Annotated in this window: 15 protein-coding genes and 1 riboswitch; of the genes, 5 read left to right on the top strand and 10 right to left on the bottom strand. The window is 53.8% G+C overall.

Features of this window, described 5'->3' with window-relative positions:
• Nucleotides 1-124: 124 nt before the first annotated feature.
• On the bottom strand, nt 125-739 hold the full coding sequence (locus ACW17M_RS08255) for a flavin reductase family protein (protein ID WP_009288223.1): 615 nt from the start codon (nt 737-739) through the stop codon (nt 125-127).
• A 122-nt stretch (nt 740-861) separates the two neighbouring features.
• On the opposite strand from ACW17M_RS08255, the gene ACW17M_RS08250 reads away from it, so the two are divergent.
• The 3 genes from ACW17M_RS08250 to ACW17M_RS08240 all read left to right on the top strand — a co-directional run bounded on the left by ACW17M_RS08250 (nt 862) and on the right by ACW17M_RS08240 (nt 2,652).
• Complete coding sequence (locus ACW17M_RS08250) at nt 862-1,809, top strand: D-2-hydroxyacid dehydrogenase family protein (RefSeq protein ID WP_457547215.1); 948 nt, start codon at nt 862-864, stop codon at nt 1,807-1,809.
• 181 nt (nt 1,810-1,990) lie between these two features.
• Nucleotides 1,991-2,407 (top strand): alternative ribosome rescue aminoacyl-tRNA hydrolase ArfB, encoded by a 417-nt coding sequence (gene arfB, locus ACW17M_RS08245; RefSeq protein WP_027960041.1) that lies wholly within the window; start codon nt 1,991-1,993, stop codon nt 2,405-2,407.
• The gene (locus ACW17M_RS08240; protein ID WP_457547214.1) at nt 2,407-2,652 is read left to right on the top strand and encodes a DUF1289 domain-containing protein; all 246 of its coding nucleotides are present in this window, start codon (nt 2,407-2,409) and stop codon (nt 2,650-2,652) included. Before arfB ends, ACW17M_RS08240 begins: the two co-directional genes overlap by 1 nt.
• Here ACW17M_RS08240 and ACW17M_RS08235 read toward each other — a convergent pair.
• The 6 genes from ACW17M_RS08235 to ACW17M_RS08210 form a co-directional block, all read right to left on the bottom strand.
• Nucleotides 2,619-3,683 carry a proline racemase family protein gene (locus ACW17M_RS08235; RefSeq protein WP_027960040.1) on the bottom strand — a complete coding sequence of 355 codons (1,065 nt, stop codon included), beginning with the start codon at nt 3,681-3,683 and terminating at the stop codon, nt 2,619-2,621. The two genes, ACW17M_RS08240 and ACW17M_RS08235, sit on opposite strands and share 34 nt — an antisense overlap.
• An 11-nt stretch (nt 3,684-3,694) precedes the next feature.
• The gene (locus ACW17M_RS08230) at nt 3,695-4,873 is read right to left on the bottom strand and encodes a zinc-binding dehydrogenase (RefSeq protein WP_027960039.1); all 1,179 of its coding nucleotides are present in this window, start codon (nt 4,871-4,873) and stop codon (nt 3,695-3,697) included.
• 45 nt (nt 4,874-4,918) lie between these two features.
• Nucleotides 4,919-5,497, bottom strand: a complete 579-nt coding sequence (locus tag ACW17M_RS08225; protein WP_027960038.1) for an NnrU family protein — start codon at nt 5,495-5,497, stop codon at nt 4,919-4,921.
• A 164-nt stretch (nt 5,498-5,661) separates the two neighbouring features.
• The gene (gene corA, locus ACW17M_RS08220) at nt 5,662-6,630 is read right to left on the bottom strand and encodes a magnesium/cobalt transporter CorA (protein ID WP_022522538.1); all 969 of its coding nucleotides are present in this window, start codon (nt 6,628-6,630) and stop codon (nt 5,662-5,664) included.
• Nucleotides 6,602-8,014: a sodium:solute symporter family transporter gene (locus ACW17M_RS08215; RefSeq protein WP_009288217.1), complete on the bottom strand. Its 1,413-nt coding sequence runs from the start codon at nt 8,012-8,014 to the stop codon at nt 6,602-6,604. The genes corA and ACW17M_RS08215 overlap by 29 nt, the downstream gene beginning before the upstream one ends.
• Nucleotides 8,004-8,109, bottom strand: a riboswitch (TPP riboswitch). Its footprint overlaps the gene before it by 11 nt.
• 124 nt (nt 8,110-8,233) lie before the next feature.
• A complete protein-coding gene (locus tag ACW17M_RS08210) occupies nt 8,234-8,815 on the bottom strand; it encodes a peroxidase-related enzyme (protein WP_022522537.1) in 582 nt (193 codons plus the stop codon).
• A gap of 178 nt (nt 8,816-8,993) precedes the next feature.
• Between ACW17M_RS08210 and ACW17M_RS08205 the strand changes: the two genes are divergently transcribed.
• A complete protein-coding gene (locus ACW17M_RS08205; protein WP_009288215.1) occupies nt 8,994-9,686 on the top strand; it encodes a hypothetical protein in 693 nt (230 codons plus the stop codon).
• Between the two features lie 88 nt (nt 9,687-9,774).
• Here ACW17M_RS08205 and ACW17M_RS08200 read toward each other — a convergent pair whose 3' ends face one another.
• Nucleotides 9,775-11,274, bottom strand: a complete 1,500-nt coding sequence (locus ACW17M_RS08200; protein ID WP_009288214.1) for a CoA-acylating methylmalonate-semialdehyde dehydrogenase — start codon at nt 11,272-11,274, stop codon at nt 9,775-9,777.
• Nucleotides 11,275-11,549: 275 nt separating this feature from the next.
• On the opposite strand from ACW17M_RS08200, the gene ACW17M_RS08195 reads away from it, so the two are divergent.
• Nucleotides 11,550-12,620, top strand: coding sequence for a zinc-binding metallopeptidase family protein (locus tag ACW17M_RS08195; protein ID WP_457547213.1), 1,071 nt, complete (start codon nt 11,550-11,552; stop codon nt 12,618-12,620).
• On the opposite strand, the gene ACW17M_RS08190 is transcribed toward ACW17M_RS08195, so the two are convergent.
• Complete coding sequence (locus ACW17M_RS08190; protein ID WP_009288212.1) at nt 12,617-13,627, bottom strand: alpha-E domain-containing protein; 1,011 nt, start codon at nt 13,625-13,627, stop codon at nt 12,617-12,619. The genes ACW17M_RS08195 and ACW17M_RS08190 overlap by 4 nt on opposite strands.
• Nucleotides 13,628-13,631: 4 nt before the next feature.
• Nucleotides 13,632-15,113 (bottom strand): circularly permuted type 2 ATP-grasp protein, encoded by a 1,482-nt coding sequence (locus ACW17M_RS08185; protein WP_009288211.1) that lies wholly within the window; start codon nt 15,111-15,113, stop codon nt 13,632-13,634.
• Between the last annotated feature and the right edge of the window lie 325 nt (nt 15,114-15,438).

Here is a 15,438-nt window from a genome sequence, read left to right as displayed (position 1 = left end):
TTCTTATCTCTATCGGCGGGAGGATATACGACTAAAGATTAATTATCGTTGGTTGCTAAGTAACAAATATTACTTAGATTGTAACAGTTGATGTCACACCCGCCATTAGCGCAAAATTATGCTTTTAAGCAGGTCTTTCGATGGCGAAACGGTCACTGATACGGATGTAATCACTGCCTGCAAGCCGACCAACAGGTTTGAGTCGATCCATATCTACATGGCGACCATCCCACAGCGAATCGTCAATATGGATGGAGACAACCTGAGCCAGCACCAAAGTACCTGCTAGCGGCTGGTCACCAAAGCTAATCATATCGAATAGTTTGCAACCAAACGCCACGGGAGCGTTGGCAATGCGTGGCACGCTGACCCCAGGCATCTCAGCTTTTTCAAGGTCGGCCAGCGCAAACTCATCCTCTCCTGGCGGCAAGCTGGCGCTAGTGGTATTGAGCGCTTCTATCAACCCTTCACTACCCACATGTACGACACATTCAGGTACTTCTTTTAAATTGCGCACGGTATCTTTAAGTTCACCGCTACCATTCAGCAGTGGAGAAAACGCCAGCACCGGTGGATTCACGCTGACCACGTTAAAAAAGGAAAATGGCGCCAAATTGGCATTTCCTTGCTTATTCTGGGTAGACACCCAGGCAATAGGCCGGGGGCAAACAGTGCCCGACAGCAACCGATAAATAACCCCTGGGCTTAGTGGGGAATCATCCAATAGGTAGTCGCTCATTTTTGACTCCTGAGTAATGGGTTTAAGCGTATTATCAACCTATAACAGCTATCACTTTACAACAGCATTGCCAGCATAGACGCGTTTTACAAACATATGCTGCCCGGCAAGGAACCGATTCAATGAAGATTGTCATTGCTGATGATTATCAGGACTGTGTGCGCAGTTTAGACGCTTTCAAGCAGCTAGAAGGTCAAGAGGTAAAGGTTTATCACGATACGCCTACTGACCTGGATGCATTGAGCGCACGCTTTCAGGATGCCGAGGCGTTGGTACTCATCCGTGAACGCACGCCTATCACGGCCGCCCTGCTTGAACGCTTGCCCAACCTGAAAGTCATTAGCCAAACGGGTGGTGGTGCAGCGCACGTGGATATGGAGGCTTGCAGCCGTCATGGCATCACTGTTATGACGGGCACTGGCTCGCCCTATGCGGCGGCAGAATTAACCTGGGGCTTGGTGCTTGCCGCGATGCGCCATATACCTGCAGAGGTCGAGAACCTGAAAGCGGGCCGTTGGCAGCGTACCTTAGGCACGGGCCTTAAAGGCCGCACCCTAGGCATTTTTGGCTATGGCAAAATCGGCAGCTTAGTAGCGCGCTATGGCCAGGCATTTGAAATGAACGTTTTGGTGTGGGGAAGAGAAGGCACCCGCCAGCGCGCTTCAGATGCTGGACTAGAGGTAGCCAAAAATCAGGCTGATTTGTTCCAGCGTGCGGATGTGCTCAGCCTACACCTTCGTTTAAACGACGATACTCGCGGTATCGTCAACGCTGAAACCCTAGACCAGATGAAGCCCACATCTCTGTTGGTGAATACCAGCCGTTCTCAGCTAGTGGCACCTGGGACGCTGGAACGAGCACTAAAAGCCGGGCGACCTGGTCAAGCCGCAGTCGACGTTTTTGATACGGAACCCCTGTTGGGGGATCCGTTACTTGAGCTGCCCAATCTTATCGCCACGCCTCACCTTGGCTATGTGGAAAAGGATAGCTACGAACTCTACTTTGGCGATGCGTTTAGTAACCTGCTGGCCTACATCAATGGTCAGCCAGTCAACAATCTAGCTGACTAATAGGGCGCGCTAAAACGTGGGCTAAACATCAGGGCTGCAAGCGCCCCATAGTCTCATCAGGCTGGTAGCCCACACATTCGCGAGCTGAAGCTCCCTACCACAAGTGCTGAAAGCCCTCCTTCGTCTCAGGTGTGCCAATTGTGCTAGCCTTATGGGTTAACGAGTAACACAGGGGCCATTAATGCTCACCATTTCTAGCAACGTTACCCTGGCTGATTGGGAGATTGATATTAGCCAGATTCGCGCCCAAGGCGCGGGCGGCCAGAACGTCAATAAAGTCGCTTCAGCGGTACATCTGCGCTTCGATATTCTTAGCTCAACACTGCCACCGCTGTACAAAGAGCGCTTAATGGCGCTGTCCGATCAGCGCATCAGCAAAGAGGGCGTGGTGATTATTAAAGCCCAGAGCCATCGTAAGCTTGAGCTGAATAAAGAGGATGCGTTGGCACGCTTAAAAGAGCTGATACAGAGTGCCACCAAGCAGCAAAAAGCACGCCGTGCCACTAAGCCCACCAAAGGTTCACAGCGCCGCCGCGTCGATCACAAAACCCGTAAGGGCAAAATTAAATCGCTGCGCGGTAAGGTGTCGGCCTCTTAATGACTAAAGACGCCGCACCTCCTGCTCAGCGCCCCCTTTCGCCCTGCATACAAATCTGTCAGATTGAACCAACAACATCGGTGTGCGAAGGGTGTGGTCGCACGCTGGATGAAATTGCGGTTTGGGGCAGCATGACCGAGGCCGAAAAGACCCCGGTATGGGAACGCTTAATAGCCGAAGGCTATGTTTCTAGGGGCTATGTTTCTAACGGCTATGTTTCTAAAGGCAGGGCTTCCGGCGAGTGACGGTCGCGCAAGATATGGTGTAGCTCGCCACACGCGACCATCGGGTCATCACAGTTAATCACAATATCCGAGTGGGCCAATACATAGCTGCGGCCAGTAATGGTATTTTCTACTACCTGGTAAGCCCCTTCCTGATGGGTGCCAATGAAGGTGCCGATAAACCCCGTCTCACGCAGTGACACCGTCTCTAGCTTATCACCTACATTCAAACGCCCTTCGTAGTTCATTAGCGCTAGACGTGCCGAGGTGCCGGTGCCCGTTGTGCTGCGGCAAATAACGCCTGGATGAACGTAGGTCGTTGACCGTGAACGTGTATACCCCTCCCCTATCTGCTCTTCAGGCCCCATAAAGTGCAAAAATGGCAGAGGCCCCACATCGCCCAGAGTGTAGTGAGAAAAGCCCCGCTGCGCTTTTATTGCCTCAACAATTTTGTAGGCACACTCTGAAAGTGCGCGCTCCTCATCACGCACCAACTTAAAGCCCAGCTCGGTTGCATCGACCAAGGCGTAAAAGCCACCGCTATAGGCGATCGAATAGGTGACTTCGCCAATCCCCGGCACTTGAATCGTATCGCGATAGGTATCGATATAGCTGGGAAGGCCGCCACAAGTAACCGACTCCACCACACCGTTATGCACCTTCGCTTCGATTTGCACTAGCCCCGCCGGCGCTTCAAGCTTAAAGCGCTGTATGCCTTCCTGCTTGGGCACAATGCCGCTCTCCAGCACGGCCGTGGCGGTACACAGCGTGTTGGAGCCAGAGTAAATAGGGTACCCCATCACTTCCATAATGATGTAACCCGCCACCGCCTCAGGGTGAGTGGCCGGCACCAACAAGTCGACCGACATTTCCGGAATGCCGTAGGGCTCTTCGAGCAGCAGGCGACGCAAACCGTCGGCGTCATCACGCAGGTACTCCATCTGCTCGCGGACGGTGGCGCCAGGCAGAATATCAATCCCCCCTGTGACGATACGGCTAACGTCACCACCGGCATGAGTGTCCATTAGCTGGATGGTATGAAGGTTATGCACTAGCGGCGCTCCTAAACGGCAGAAGAAGGATTTTCAAGGGCGAACGGCGCACCGTGAGATGCCCACTGAGCATCGGGAACAAGCACAATTTTGCCCAGATAATTGCTGCCCCGGTTAACAAAATAGCGCTCGGCGGCATGCAGGTCAGAAAGCTTAAAAGCGGCGTGAAGTACCGGTTTTAATTCCCCGCTGCGAATCCACGCCACCAGCTGTTCGGCCTCTTCTCGGGTGCCATGGGAAACGCCAAATATCTGTACTTGATAAAGATACACGCGGGTCCACATCATTTCGCTAAGGTTCCCACCGCTGGCACCGGCAATAGAGAGACGGGGGTAGCTCTTACGCCCCTGCATATCGACAATCATGGTGTCGATAAACAGGTTGGTCATCTCACCGCCGACCAAGTCCATCACCGCATCGATTGGCTTACCGCCTGTGGTTTCCAGCACTCGGTCAACAAACGTCGGCAGGTCGCCACGATCAATGACCGCTTCTGCGCCTAGTGCTTTGAGCGCCTCGGCTTTATCTAACTGGCTAACGGCATACGGAACCGCTCCCACAATACGGCAGAGCTGAATGAGCGCGGTGCCCACACCACCACTAGCGCCACTGACCAGCACACGCTCGCCAGCACTCACCTTGGCGGCAGTCATCATGTGGTAAGCCGTTTGATAAGAGCACATGCCCATTGAGGCCAATTCAGCGTCGTGAAGCTCGGGGTTGGGCACGTGATAAAACTGATCAGCAGGCACAGCGATATACTCAGCAAAGCCGCCGTCGGCTCCATGGCCATAGTAATCCGGGGTTAGATTAATATCACGGCGTTCATCGGCGTAAATATTAAAATCCAGCAAACCTCGCTGACCAATGCGCCCGGCGTCAACGCCCTCTCCCACCGCCACTATGCGGCCTGCGACGTCAGCGCCTTGAATACGCGGGAAAGTTAAGGTTGGCGTACCACCCATGGCAAAGGAGGTAACATCGCCTTTGTCCTTGGTAGGGTACAGCCCTTCACGCGCCTTGCGATCCGTGTTGTTCTTCGCCGTGGCGGTCACCTGCACCAGCACTTCGCCCGCCTTGGGCTGCGGCGTGGCGACACCCTGATGGTATTCCAGCTTTTCTATACCGCCATGTCCAACCAAGAGCATAGCAGCCATTGTGGTGGGCACCGTGTGTGTCGTCTCGGCCATGGAGTGACTCCTAGGTTGGGCTAACGTCAAACTGCTAAAAACAGATTAGCTAAAAACAGGGACGCCAATCAGCACTGTGTGCAAGTAAAAGGCAAACACCACATACGCTACCAAGCCGACGAGTATGGTAGCAATGGTGGCCATTTTATTAGTGCTAACGGGCGCTGGTGGCGTAAGACGACCACGCTTTTTGGCGGTTTTGAACGCCAGGATAGCCCAGATAAGAAAGGCAGCAAAAAAGATAATATCACCCAAGCGACCGTTGGCCAGCAGGTGAGCAAACGCCCAGATTTTTACCGCCAGCATCATCGGATGGCCAAGTTTGGCCTTAATCGCGTTATGCGGAATGTATGCCGCCACCAGCATAATAAAGGCGGGCACCATCAGCAGCGCCACCGCATGGCGCATTCCCATTGGCGGGTACCAGATATAGATGGGATCGAGGCGCATCTGGCCAAAACCGTATATAGCAATGGCCAGGCCAACGATGGATACCGCTGAATAGGCTACTTTCCAAGTGGTTTCGCCATGTTTCGCAATCTGCTGCTGACGCCAGTTTTCAGCAAAGATACGTACAGAGTGGCTGCCTAAAAAAATCAGCAGCCCGATAATCATAATCGTCATGGAACAACTCCCAGTGAAAACGCTAGTCGACGGCTTTATGCCTTATAGTCTTGGTCGCTGGAGAGGATGCCACACTCAGCCACCGACCACCTATGCATGGGTCAACTTTTTGTTTCCTGGAGTCGTTCTATGGGGAGACTAAACCCCGTCCTTAAAACCTGTCCTTAAAACCAATGCTTGCGCTTAAATAGCCAAATCATGACACCCGCAATACCCAACATGGCTCCCCAGACAAAAAAGTAGCCATACTGATAACGCAGCTCGGGCATATTTTCGAAGTTCATACCGTAAATCCCGGCAATAAACGTGAGCGGCACAAAAATCGCGGTAATCACCGTGAGCACCCGCATGGTGATATTTAGCTGGTGGGAGGAAATAGAGATATAGCCATCGATTAGGTCACCGCAAATGTCGTAGTACATTTGGGTCAATGTGTAGAGGCGTTCGAAGCGATCCGCTACATCGTTGATGGCGTGCAGGGTTTCGCTCTCTTCCCGCGGTAAATGCTCATAGTCATAAGCGGTGAGTTCTTGGGTAATCCCCTGGTGGTAGCTAAAGATGCGGCGCATTTTAACCAGCCGGGAACGGTAAGTGATGATCTTGCGCATTAGCACATCATTACCATTTTCCAGCAGCTCGTCTTCCAGATCGCTTAACGCCGTTTCGAACTCAAGCAGGCTATCGATATAAAAGCCCGCAGAAATATACATCACCCGCAGCGCGACATGTTCCGGCGAATGGGCCAGCAAGGCTTTACCGTGCTCGTTGAATAGCCGTTCTATGGAGAGCGCTTGGCCGGGGTGGAGGGTGACCAGAAATCGCTCCCCCACAAAGAAACAGACCTGTTGAGGCAGATAGTTTAGTTCGGCATCAAAGGAGGAGATGCCACGATAAATAATCAAGGTGTGATTATCAAACTCTTCAATTTTTGGCGGATGGCGCTCTTTGTGGGCATCTTGAATCGCCATGGGGTGAAACTCAAACGCCTCTAAAATCGCCCGCTCGCTTTGTTGGGACTCGCCCTGCATATCGATCCAGATATGGCTGCCAGGCGTCGCCTGCCAGACAGCCAACAGGCTTTCATCCCCCTCGTGGGTCTCACCTTCAGGGGTAGTCAGAAGAGTTCGAATCATGGATGTCCTTGCGAATAGCTAGCGTTAAGTAGGCTAACAGCACACTCACCAGCGTTGAGGCGATTAACGCCCCGACGAATGGCCCCAAGGTAGGGACACTGCCCGGAAAACTGGCGGCCACCATCCCGGCGACCAAGCTTCCTTGGCTTAACCACCCTGGGAGAATGGCACCCAGCAGCCCCGCGATGCCACCTACAATGGCGGCCAGTGGCGTCATTCGTTGCCACAGGCCCAACAGCACAGGTACCACAATGGCAGCACACAGCAGGTCGGCAATCAAAAACAGACGCAGTACTGACAACCCCTGCAAGGCAATTAATACCACCGGTACCATTACTACCACTGTCACCCAGCGGGCAGCCACCAGTGATACGCCCTGCTGCTCGCTGCGCGCGACCACCAACGAGGCAATACCATTTTGCAGCGTATCAACACTGGAGGCCACCAAGGTCACCGCTAATACCAAGGCGGGTAGCGTCAGCCAAACAGGAGCATCACTTAACAGGGCAAAAAATGGCATCGGCGGCTCGCCTAATGGCACACCACTCATCGCGGCCAATACACCCAGACCACCAATCACCATGACGACGACTACCGTCATTGCGCCACCTAACCATGCCCCGCGCCCCAGGCTTTGATCGTCTTGAGCGGCCCACACGCGCTGCCAATAGCCTTGATGGAAGAGATTGGCCGCGGTAACCGCGATCACTAGCGTTAACGCTACGCTGAGCGCACTGGTGATGGGAATGGCAGGAAGCGCAGCCTCGTTGGGAATAGTGGGAAGCCGCCATAGGGCCATGCCACCGACCACACACAGCAGTACCAGTAACAACCACGCCTGCCAACGGTCAGTGGCAAGGCTGGCCCGTAGACCACCTGCCGCAGTATAGATGAGCGTGGTAAGCGCCACGCCAATAATCACCAGTGCGGGGGGCACATCGGAAAGCAGCGCGGTAATGGCGCCAATAGCGGTTAGCTCGGCAGCTAAAAAGCACGCCATATAGGCGATTGATACCAGCGTTACCCAGCGCCTTACACCAGGGCCATAGCACGCTTCGGCAAACTCGGCGATGCTGCGCCCCTCGGGCAACGCCCGGCGAATCTTCGGCCCATACAGCCCCAAGACGATAAACGGCAGCGCAGAGCCTAATGCATAGCCTGCCAGGGCCAGCGGGCCAACAAAGGCGCCGATTTCAGGAGGAGCAAAGAGAATCCATGCGCCCATGCCGGAGGCAAGGAAGGAGAGCCCCAGGGTAGATGCCGTTTGCGAGTTACGGGCGGTGACATAGTCATCAAGTGGGCCATTCACCCAGCGAGCCCGGAGGCCTAAGTAAGCAAAGCAGCACAGCGCCGCACCAAGCACGGCTAACGTTAGGTAAAGCATGTCGCACTTCCTCCGCCGGTACGAACCGGATCAGGTTCCAGGGTCTGCGTAGCCGCATCTCAGCCCTTTTATGCAGGGCTCCCCTGGCGACAGTGAATGTAGGTGTTTTGCTAAGCGCTTTTTCTAAGTACGTTTTTGGGTACTTTTCGAAGCGCTGTCTCAAGAACTATTCTCAATCAAAATCATAGCTTAGTAAAGTTAAGGTGCGCTGGTCGCCTCTTAGCGAGGCACTCGCCCCATCAGGTAGAACTCCTCATTGGGTGGCGTACCTGCCAGGGTAACCAACCGATTCGACAAGCCAAAAAACGCCGCGATCGCGCCTATATCCCAGCAATCCTCTTGGCTAAAGCCTACTTCCAGCAGGCGGGCAAGCCATTCATCAGTCATTTCACCCACATCGATGGCACAGTGCATGGCGAAATCGAGCATCACCCGGTGGCGCTCGCTAATCGGCGCCACCCGATGGTTGATCGCCACTTGGTCAGCGAGTAGCGGGTCTTTACTGTAAATGCGCACCAGTGCCCCGTGAGCAACCACACAATATAGGCAGCGATTACGTGCGCTGGTAGCCACTACAATCATCTCTTTTTCGGCTTTGGTGAGGGTATCTGATTCGCGCTCCATCAACGCATCGTGATAGGCAAAAAAAGCACGAAATTCAGCAGGGCGATGGGCCAACATCAGAAAGACATTGGGCACAAAACCCGCTTTACCCTGAACGGTCAAAATGGTACTGCGAATATCGTCAGGCAGGTCATCCAATGTTTCAGGCACGTTAAAACGACTTAATGATGAAGACATGCTCACCTCTTTCTTGTTAAGTTTAGCCATCTCATAAAAACGGCTTAGCGGTTGTGTAACAAAAAGCTGAATTAAGAGGCTTTTATTCAGCCGCCCTACTCGCCATACTGAAGATTCGTTCTGTGACAAAAAAACATGCGCTACTCTTAATAAACAGTTCGTTCAAAGGGACACTGTCATGAGCCATAACGAAGCCAAGGAACATACCCCCGGTCGTCTAAACGAGCTGTTTACTGACCCTTACCGAGCATTTGAAAATGATACCGATGAGCGTCAGCTGCACATTCGTATAATGCTACATATGCTGCTTGCCCGCCCAATGACACGGGGTCAAATGACACTTCGCGTCATTCATGGCTGGGAAAATGGCGGCTGTGAGCCCGAAGACCTCCAGCATGTCGACTATACTCTTGATGGCGTTCCTGACTTTAAGCGCGCTGTACAAGATTTTGAACACGCTTCTAAGCACAACACACCGTTACCTGCCGACAACAGCGCCATTCTTGCCGCCCCGCTTGCCAATGCAATTGCAGACGCCGAAGCCGAAGGGCAAGACCTTACCAACGATATTCGCGAGACCCCTGCGCGCTGGCCAGCCTTTGAGGGTGGTTTGGCACTATATACGCTGTTTAAAATGTACCATCGGCTGATTTATGGCGAAGATGACACCTACCGCTGCACGCAGTGTGTAACTCCGCTGGGAATGCGCGAAATACATGAGTTTCACCTTGAAGAGGGTGAGTTTGCTCTGCTCGTCCCCCCCGCTGAACACTTTATGGGTAAGGAGTCGCTGTTAGTATTGCATGAAAGCCAGCTCGGCCCCATTGAACAGCTGCTTGAAGAGAGCCTTCCGCTGTTTGACAACTTTTAAGCCAGCCACCTGGCTTAATCTGCCAAGCGGTTAACCGACCTCGTTAGCAACTGGCCCCGCTTAAGCGGAGCCAGTTAGCGCCACTTTTTTAACCCAGCGAAATCGTGCTATTAATACCGCTGGAAACATTCTCGGGTTCAAACCAACGTGCCGTTACGGTTTTTGTTTGTGTCCAGAATGCAATCGCCTGCTTACCATTGGGCCCTAAATCGCCCAGCTTTGAAGCCCTTGACCCGGTGAAACTAAAGTAAGCGACCGGTACGGGGATTGGCACGTTAATACCAATTTGTCCAACATCGATATCGGTTTCAAACCGGCGCGCTACCCAGCCTGAGTTAGTAAAGATGGAGGTACCGTTGCCATTGGGATTGGCATTGATAAAGGCAATCGCCTCATCCAGGGTTTCAACACTGACCACACACAGCACGGGGCCAAAAATCTCTTCGCGATAAATGGTCATATCGGCGGTTACATCGGCAAACAGGGTCGGCCCCACGAAGTTACCGTTGGGGTAACCCTCTACCTGAACCTTGCGACCATCAACCATCAGTTTGGCGCCCTCTTTCTCCCCTGCATCGATTAAACGTAGTACACGATCACGGGCAGCAGGTGACACCAGCGGGCCCAAGTCCGCATCAAGCTGAGTGCCTGGGCCTACTTTCATTGCTCGCGCCGCATCTACTATATCGCTTAGCCACTCGCGTGCCTCGCCGACAAGCACCACTACCGAGTTCGCCATGCAGCGTTGGCCCGCAGCGCCAAAAGCTGAGCCCAGCAGGTTGTTGATCGCCTGACTACGGTTAGCATCAGGCATAACCACACAGTGATTCTTGGCGCCCATCATCGCCTGCATGCGCTTGCCCGCCGCTGCTGCACGGTTATACAGCAGCGACCCCACATGGGTAGAGCCGATGAACGAGAGCGCTTTGATATCCTGATGATCGGCAATTTGATTGGCCACGTCCGGGCCACCGTGCACTACGTTGAGCACGCCCGCTGGGATACCCGCTTCATGGGCTAGCTCCACTAAGCGCATGGTGGAGCTGGGATCCTGTTCGGAGGGCTTAAGCACAAAGGTATTTCCGGTGGCAATCGCCAGCGGGAACATAAAGCAGGGCAACATAATCGGGAAGTTAAAGGCGGTAATCCCAGCCCCCACCCCCAGCGGTTGGTGCATGGTGTAAACGTCTACCTCGTTGGCAGCGTTTTCGGCTAATTCACCCAACTGCAACGAAGTAATCGAACAAGCGTGCTCTACCACTTCCAGACCACGACCCACTTCGCCTTCCGCATCGGGCAGGGTTTTACCGTGCTCTTCAGTAATCAGTGCCGCGAGTTCAGCGGTATTGTCGCGAATCAGCGCTTGCAGCTTGAGCATAATGCGCATGCGCTTCCCCAGCGGCACTTTACGCCACTCCTTGAACGCTTCTTTGGCACTACTGATAGCGCGTTCTACTTCGTCAGCGGTACAGAACGGCACTCGAGCCACTACTTCTTGCGTCGCAGGGTTGACCACGTCGCGCCACTCCTGGCTCTGTGACTGGACGGGCTGGCCATCGATATACATGGGAATTTCGCGAACGGACATAGCGTTGCTCCTATTTATGGTTGTGGTTGTTATGGTTGCGAGTATTAAAAAAAGCTGTTTTTAAAACGCATCGCGGTAAGACAAGTACACAGGGTATAGCAGCAAGTTGACGTTAACGTCAACCAAGTATCTCATGAGTAAACAAAATCTACGCCAGAACGTCAATTAGCCTTTTCATTGTGGCACCGCGCTGGCTATGCTTCGGCTAATCAGTGTGCCGCAGGCTTGCGGATCGCCCACGGCGAAAGCTCGTGTTTAAACACAGGGAATTATCTATGCAGACCTTTCACTGCCGCTGTGGCAATCCGCTGTTCTACGAAAACACCCACTGCCTTGCCTGTCAGTCAGAAGTAGGCTGGTGCCCTGCTTGTAGCAATATCGTGGCCATTGAGCCCTTGGATAACGGCGGCTATCGCTGTACCCACCCGGGTTGCGATACAGCGCTAATGAAGTGCCACAACTACGCTGTTGAAAACGTATGTAATCGGCTGGTGGTGATGGAACACGGCCAAGCGGACACGCTCTGCGACTGCTGTCGTTACAACGAAGTAATACCCGACCTCAATATTGCAGGCCACCGTGAGCGTTGGGCGGCACTAGAGGCTGCTAAACGGCGCCTTTTTCATACTCTGGATCTACTTAAACTTCCCCACGGTACCAAAGACGACGACATTGCTGTGCCGTTAAGCTTCTCATTTATGGCTGATGCCCTCCCCGACCAGGGCTTATGGCGTTCCACCGCCAAGCCAGAGAAGGTGTATACCGGCCATGCAGCAGGGCATATCACCATCAACATCAAAGAAGCCGACGACGTTGAACGCGAGCGCTTGCGGGTCGACATGAACGAATCCCATCGCACATTAATTGGTCATTTCCGCCATGAAATCGGCCACTACTATTGGGATGTATTGGTTAAGGATCGCGATGAAGAGAATTGCCGTGCGGTATTTGGCAATCACCACCGGCCAACCTATGCCGAAGCGTTAGAGCGCTACTACCAGCAGGGGGCGCCCAGCGACTGGCCTAATCGCTTCATCTCTGCTTACGCCACCATGCACCCCTGGGAAGATTTTGCTGAAACATTTGCCTACTACTTGGATATGGTCGCCGTGCTGGATACCGCACTGCACATGGGCATTACCCCCGTTGAGTACGACGGCAGTCTGGAGAGCATGCTGATTGCCTTTCATCAGGTAGGGATGGCAGTGAATGAGCTCAACCGGGATATGGGCCTGCTCGATTTGGCCCCAGGAGTGCTTGCCCCAGCGGTGCGCGAGAAGCTGACGTACCTGCATCGAATCGTGCAGGCCGCCAGCCCGCTAGAGCGCGACTCCCCCACTGGTTAGTCGTTATCGTTATCCCCTGCGTGGCTTTGACTCTGGCTCTGACTCTGGTTTTGGGTAACGCGGGGCACGCTGTCGTCATTCACAAAGTAGGTTGCGCTAAGCGTATCGTGGATAGCGGCAAAGCCGATCTGAAGTTCGTCGATAAACAGGTGCAGCTTGCTGGGTGAGTGGGCCAGCGCTTGAATATCGGCATCCACCACATCGGCGCGCACCAGTGAAACGGTCGCTGCCGGTCGATCCTGTCTTGGCAGTAGCGTCAGCTCATGGCCCAGCGTCTCCAAGCTGCAGGCAATGGAGCGTGGCAGATTAGGATCTTGCAGCAAAAAGCGCAGCACATCCGGGCCCCGAACGCGTAAGCGTACCTGCTGACGGTACATTTGGTAGGCGGTGAGCGATTTGAGTACGCTCATCCACTGCAGGTTTTCAAACGGCAGCAGCTCTTCAGGGTTTTGCGGCAGCAGGCTGGCAGAGCGCACATCCACAATACGGGTAGTCATATCGGCCCGCTCTAACTGACGCCCCAGCTCAATAAAGGTACGCGCAGGGCCATGGCTTAACGTGCCTTCAATCAGGCCTGTCAACGCCTGGCAGCTACGGATGACGCTTTTGAGAAAGCTATCGCGACGGCGTGGACTAACGCCGTTTTCGGCATGATCGGCCACGCTCAGATAGAGCTGGTTAACCTCTTCCCAAATCTCCCGAGGCACCACATCCCGAGTGGTTCTGAGGTTCTCACGGGCACTGGCAAGCGCAGAGATAATCGAAATATCATTGTCAGTATCAGCGCATAAAAAGTGCACCACATTGCGTTCATCAAAGTCTTTATGGCGTGCGGTAAAGGCTTCCAGACTGCCGGTCATTTCGATAAGCGGTGCCCAACCTAACGGCAGGCGCCCCGGCAAATCGAGCATAAGGTGGCTATTGACACTCAGCAAACGGGCAGTGTCTTCCGCACGTTCAATATAGCGCGCCATCCAGTAGAGGTTCTCTGCAACGCGTGACAGCATGGCGTTAGGCTCCTTTCACCGCGGCCGCTGCCGCCTTGTCGTCGGTTTCTACAATCCAGGTGTCTTTACTGCCACCACCTTGAGAGGAGTTCACCACCAGCGACCCCTCTATCAATGCCACCCGGGTGAGGCCACCGGTGGTAACGTGGATTTCAGGTCCAGAGAGTATGAAAGGGCGTAAATCCACATGGCGCGGCTGCGGTAATCCATTCGCTAGCGTAGGCGTGGTCGACAGTGCCAGGGTAGGCTGAGCCATATAGTTGCGCGGGTTCGCCTTAATCAAACGGGCAAACTCTTCGCGGGTCTCTTTGGTTGAGCGTGGGCCAATGAGCATACCGTAGCCCCCCGACTCATTGGCCGGTTTCACTACCAATTCATCCAGGTGGTCGAGTACATAGCGGCGATCGTCCTCGAACATACACAGGTAGCTGGGCACGTTGGGGATCAGCGGCTCTTGATCGAGGTAGTAGCGAATCAACGCGGGAACAAAGGCGTAAACGACCTTATCGTCCGCCACGCCAGCCCCCGGCGCATTGGCAAGTGCTACTTTCCCCGCCCGCCAGGCGCGCATTAGGCCCGCCACCCCCAGCATGGATTCCGGGTTAAATGCTTCCGGGTCGAGAAACTCATCGTCTACACGGCGGTAAATAACATCGACCCGGCGTAGCCCTTCCACGGTGCGCATGTACACCACATCATCGTCATCAACGAGTAGATCACTTCCCTGCACCAGCTCGACGCCCATTTGCTGGGCAAGATAGGCGTGCTCAAAATAGGCAGAGTTGTAGATCCCGGGGGTCAGTACCACTACCTGGGGGTCATCACCTGGCCTTGGCGACATCGCCGCCAGCATGTCGTAAAGCTGAGCCACATAGTCATCAACGGGCAAAATCTTGCCTGAGGCGAACAGCTCCGGCAGTACCCGCTTGGTGACATTGCGGTTTTCCAGCATGTAGGAGACACCGGAAGGAATGCGTAAGTTATCCTCCAGCACGTAGAGCGTCCCGTCGCCATCGCGCACCAGGTCAGAGCCACATACATGAGCCCATACGCCGTGAGGGGGGTTAATGCCAACACACTGGGGGCGGAAATTAACCGATTGTGCCAGCACCTCGGCGGGCAGTACTTTATCCTTAATGACTTTTTGATCATGGTAAAGGTCATCGATAAATAGATTCAGCGCCTGCACGCGCTGCTTAAGGCCTGCCTCGGTTTTACGCCACTCACTGGCGGGAATGATTCGCGGCACAATATCAAAGGGCCAGGCACGGTCAATCATCGCGCCTTCAGAGTAGACGGTGAAGGTAATCCCCATGGTACGAATAGCGATCTCCGCTGCGGTTTTTCGCTCCGCTAACTCCTCGGCACTAAACCTTGCCAACATGTTGCACAATTCACCCGCTGACTCGCGTGGCTGACCGGGAGCGGCCATCAGCTCATCGTAGTAATCACGACACGCATAGTTATTCCAATTCACTTGGCTCATGGGCGCTCTCCTGGCGCGGGGGTGGAAGCGGCAACTTCCTCAATGCTCAGTGTAGGCCTGCCGCGTGCAAAACAATCAAACAAATGAGAGCAAAATGCGTACCATCTTTTGCGATATTTCAACGTTCACTTACTTAAACGCCACTTGACAGAGAGCACGAGGAAATTAAAACGCCTTTACGCCCTATCTTGGTGCGCGCAAGTGGCATCAAGTTGGTGCATAACGCGATTTCCACTTTAGTTAAACGTCTTAGTTAAGATAGCGGCTGCAAAAAAGTAAAAGTGGAACGATACTTGCGAAACGTTCGGTTATTCCTTAACCCAAC

The organism is Vreelandella sp. 2A-K22 (assembly GCF_054065485.1).
The sequence above is the reverse complement of the archived record's forward strand: the minus strand, read 5'-3'. Positions and strand labels throughout refer to the sequence as shown.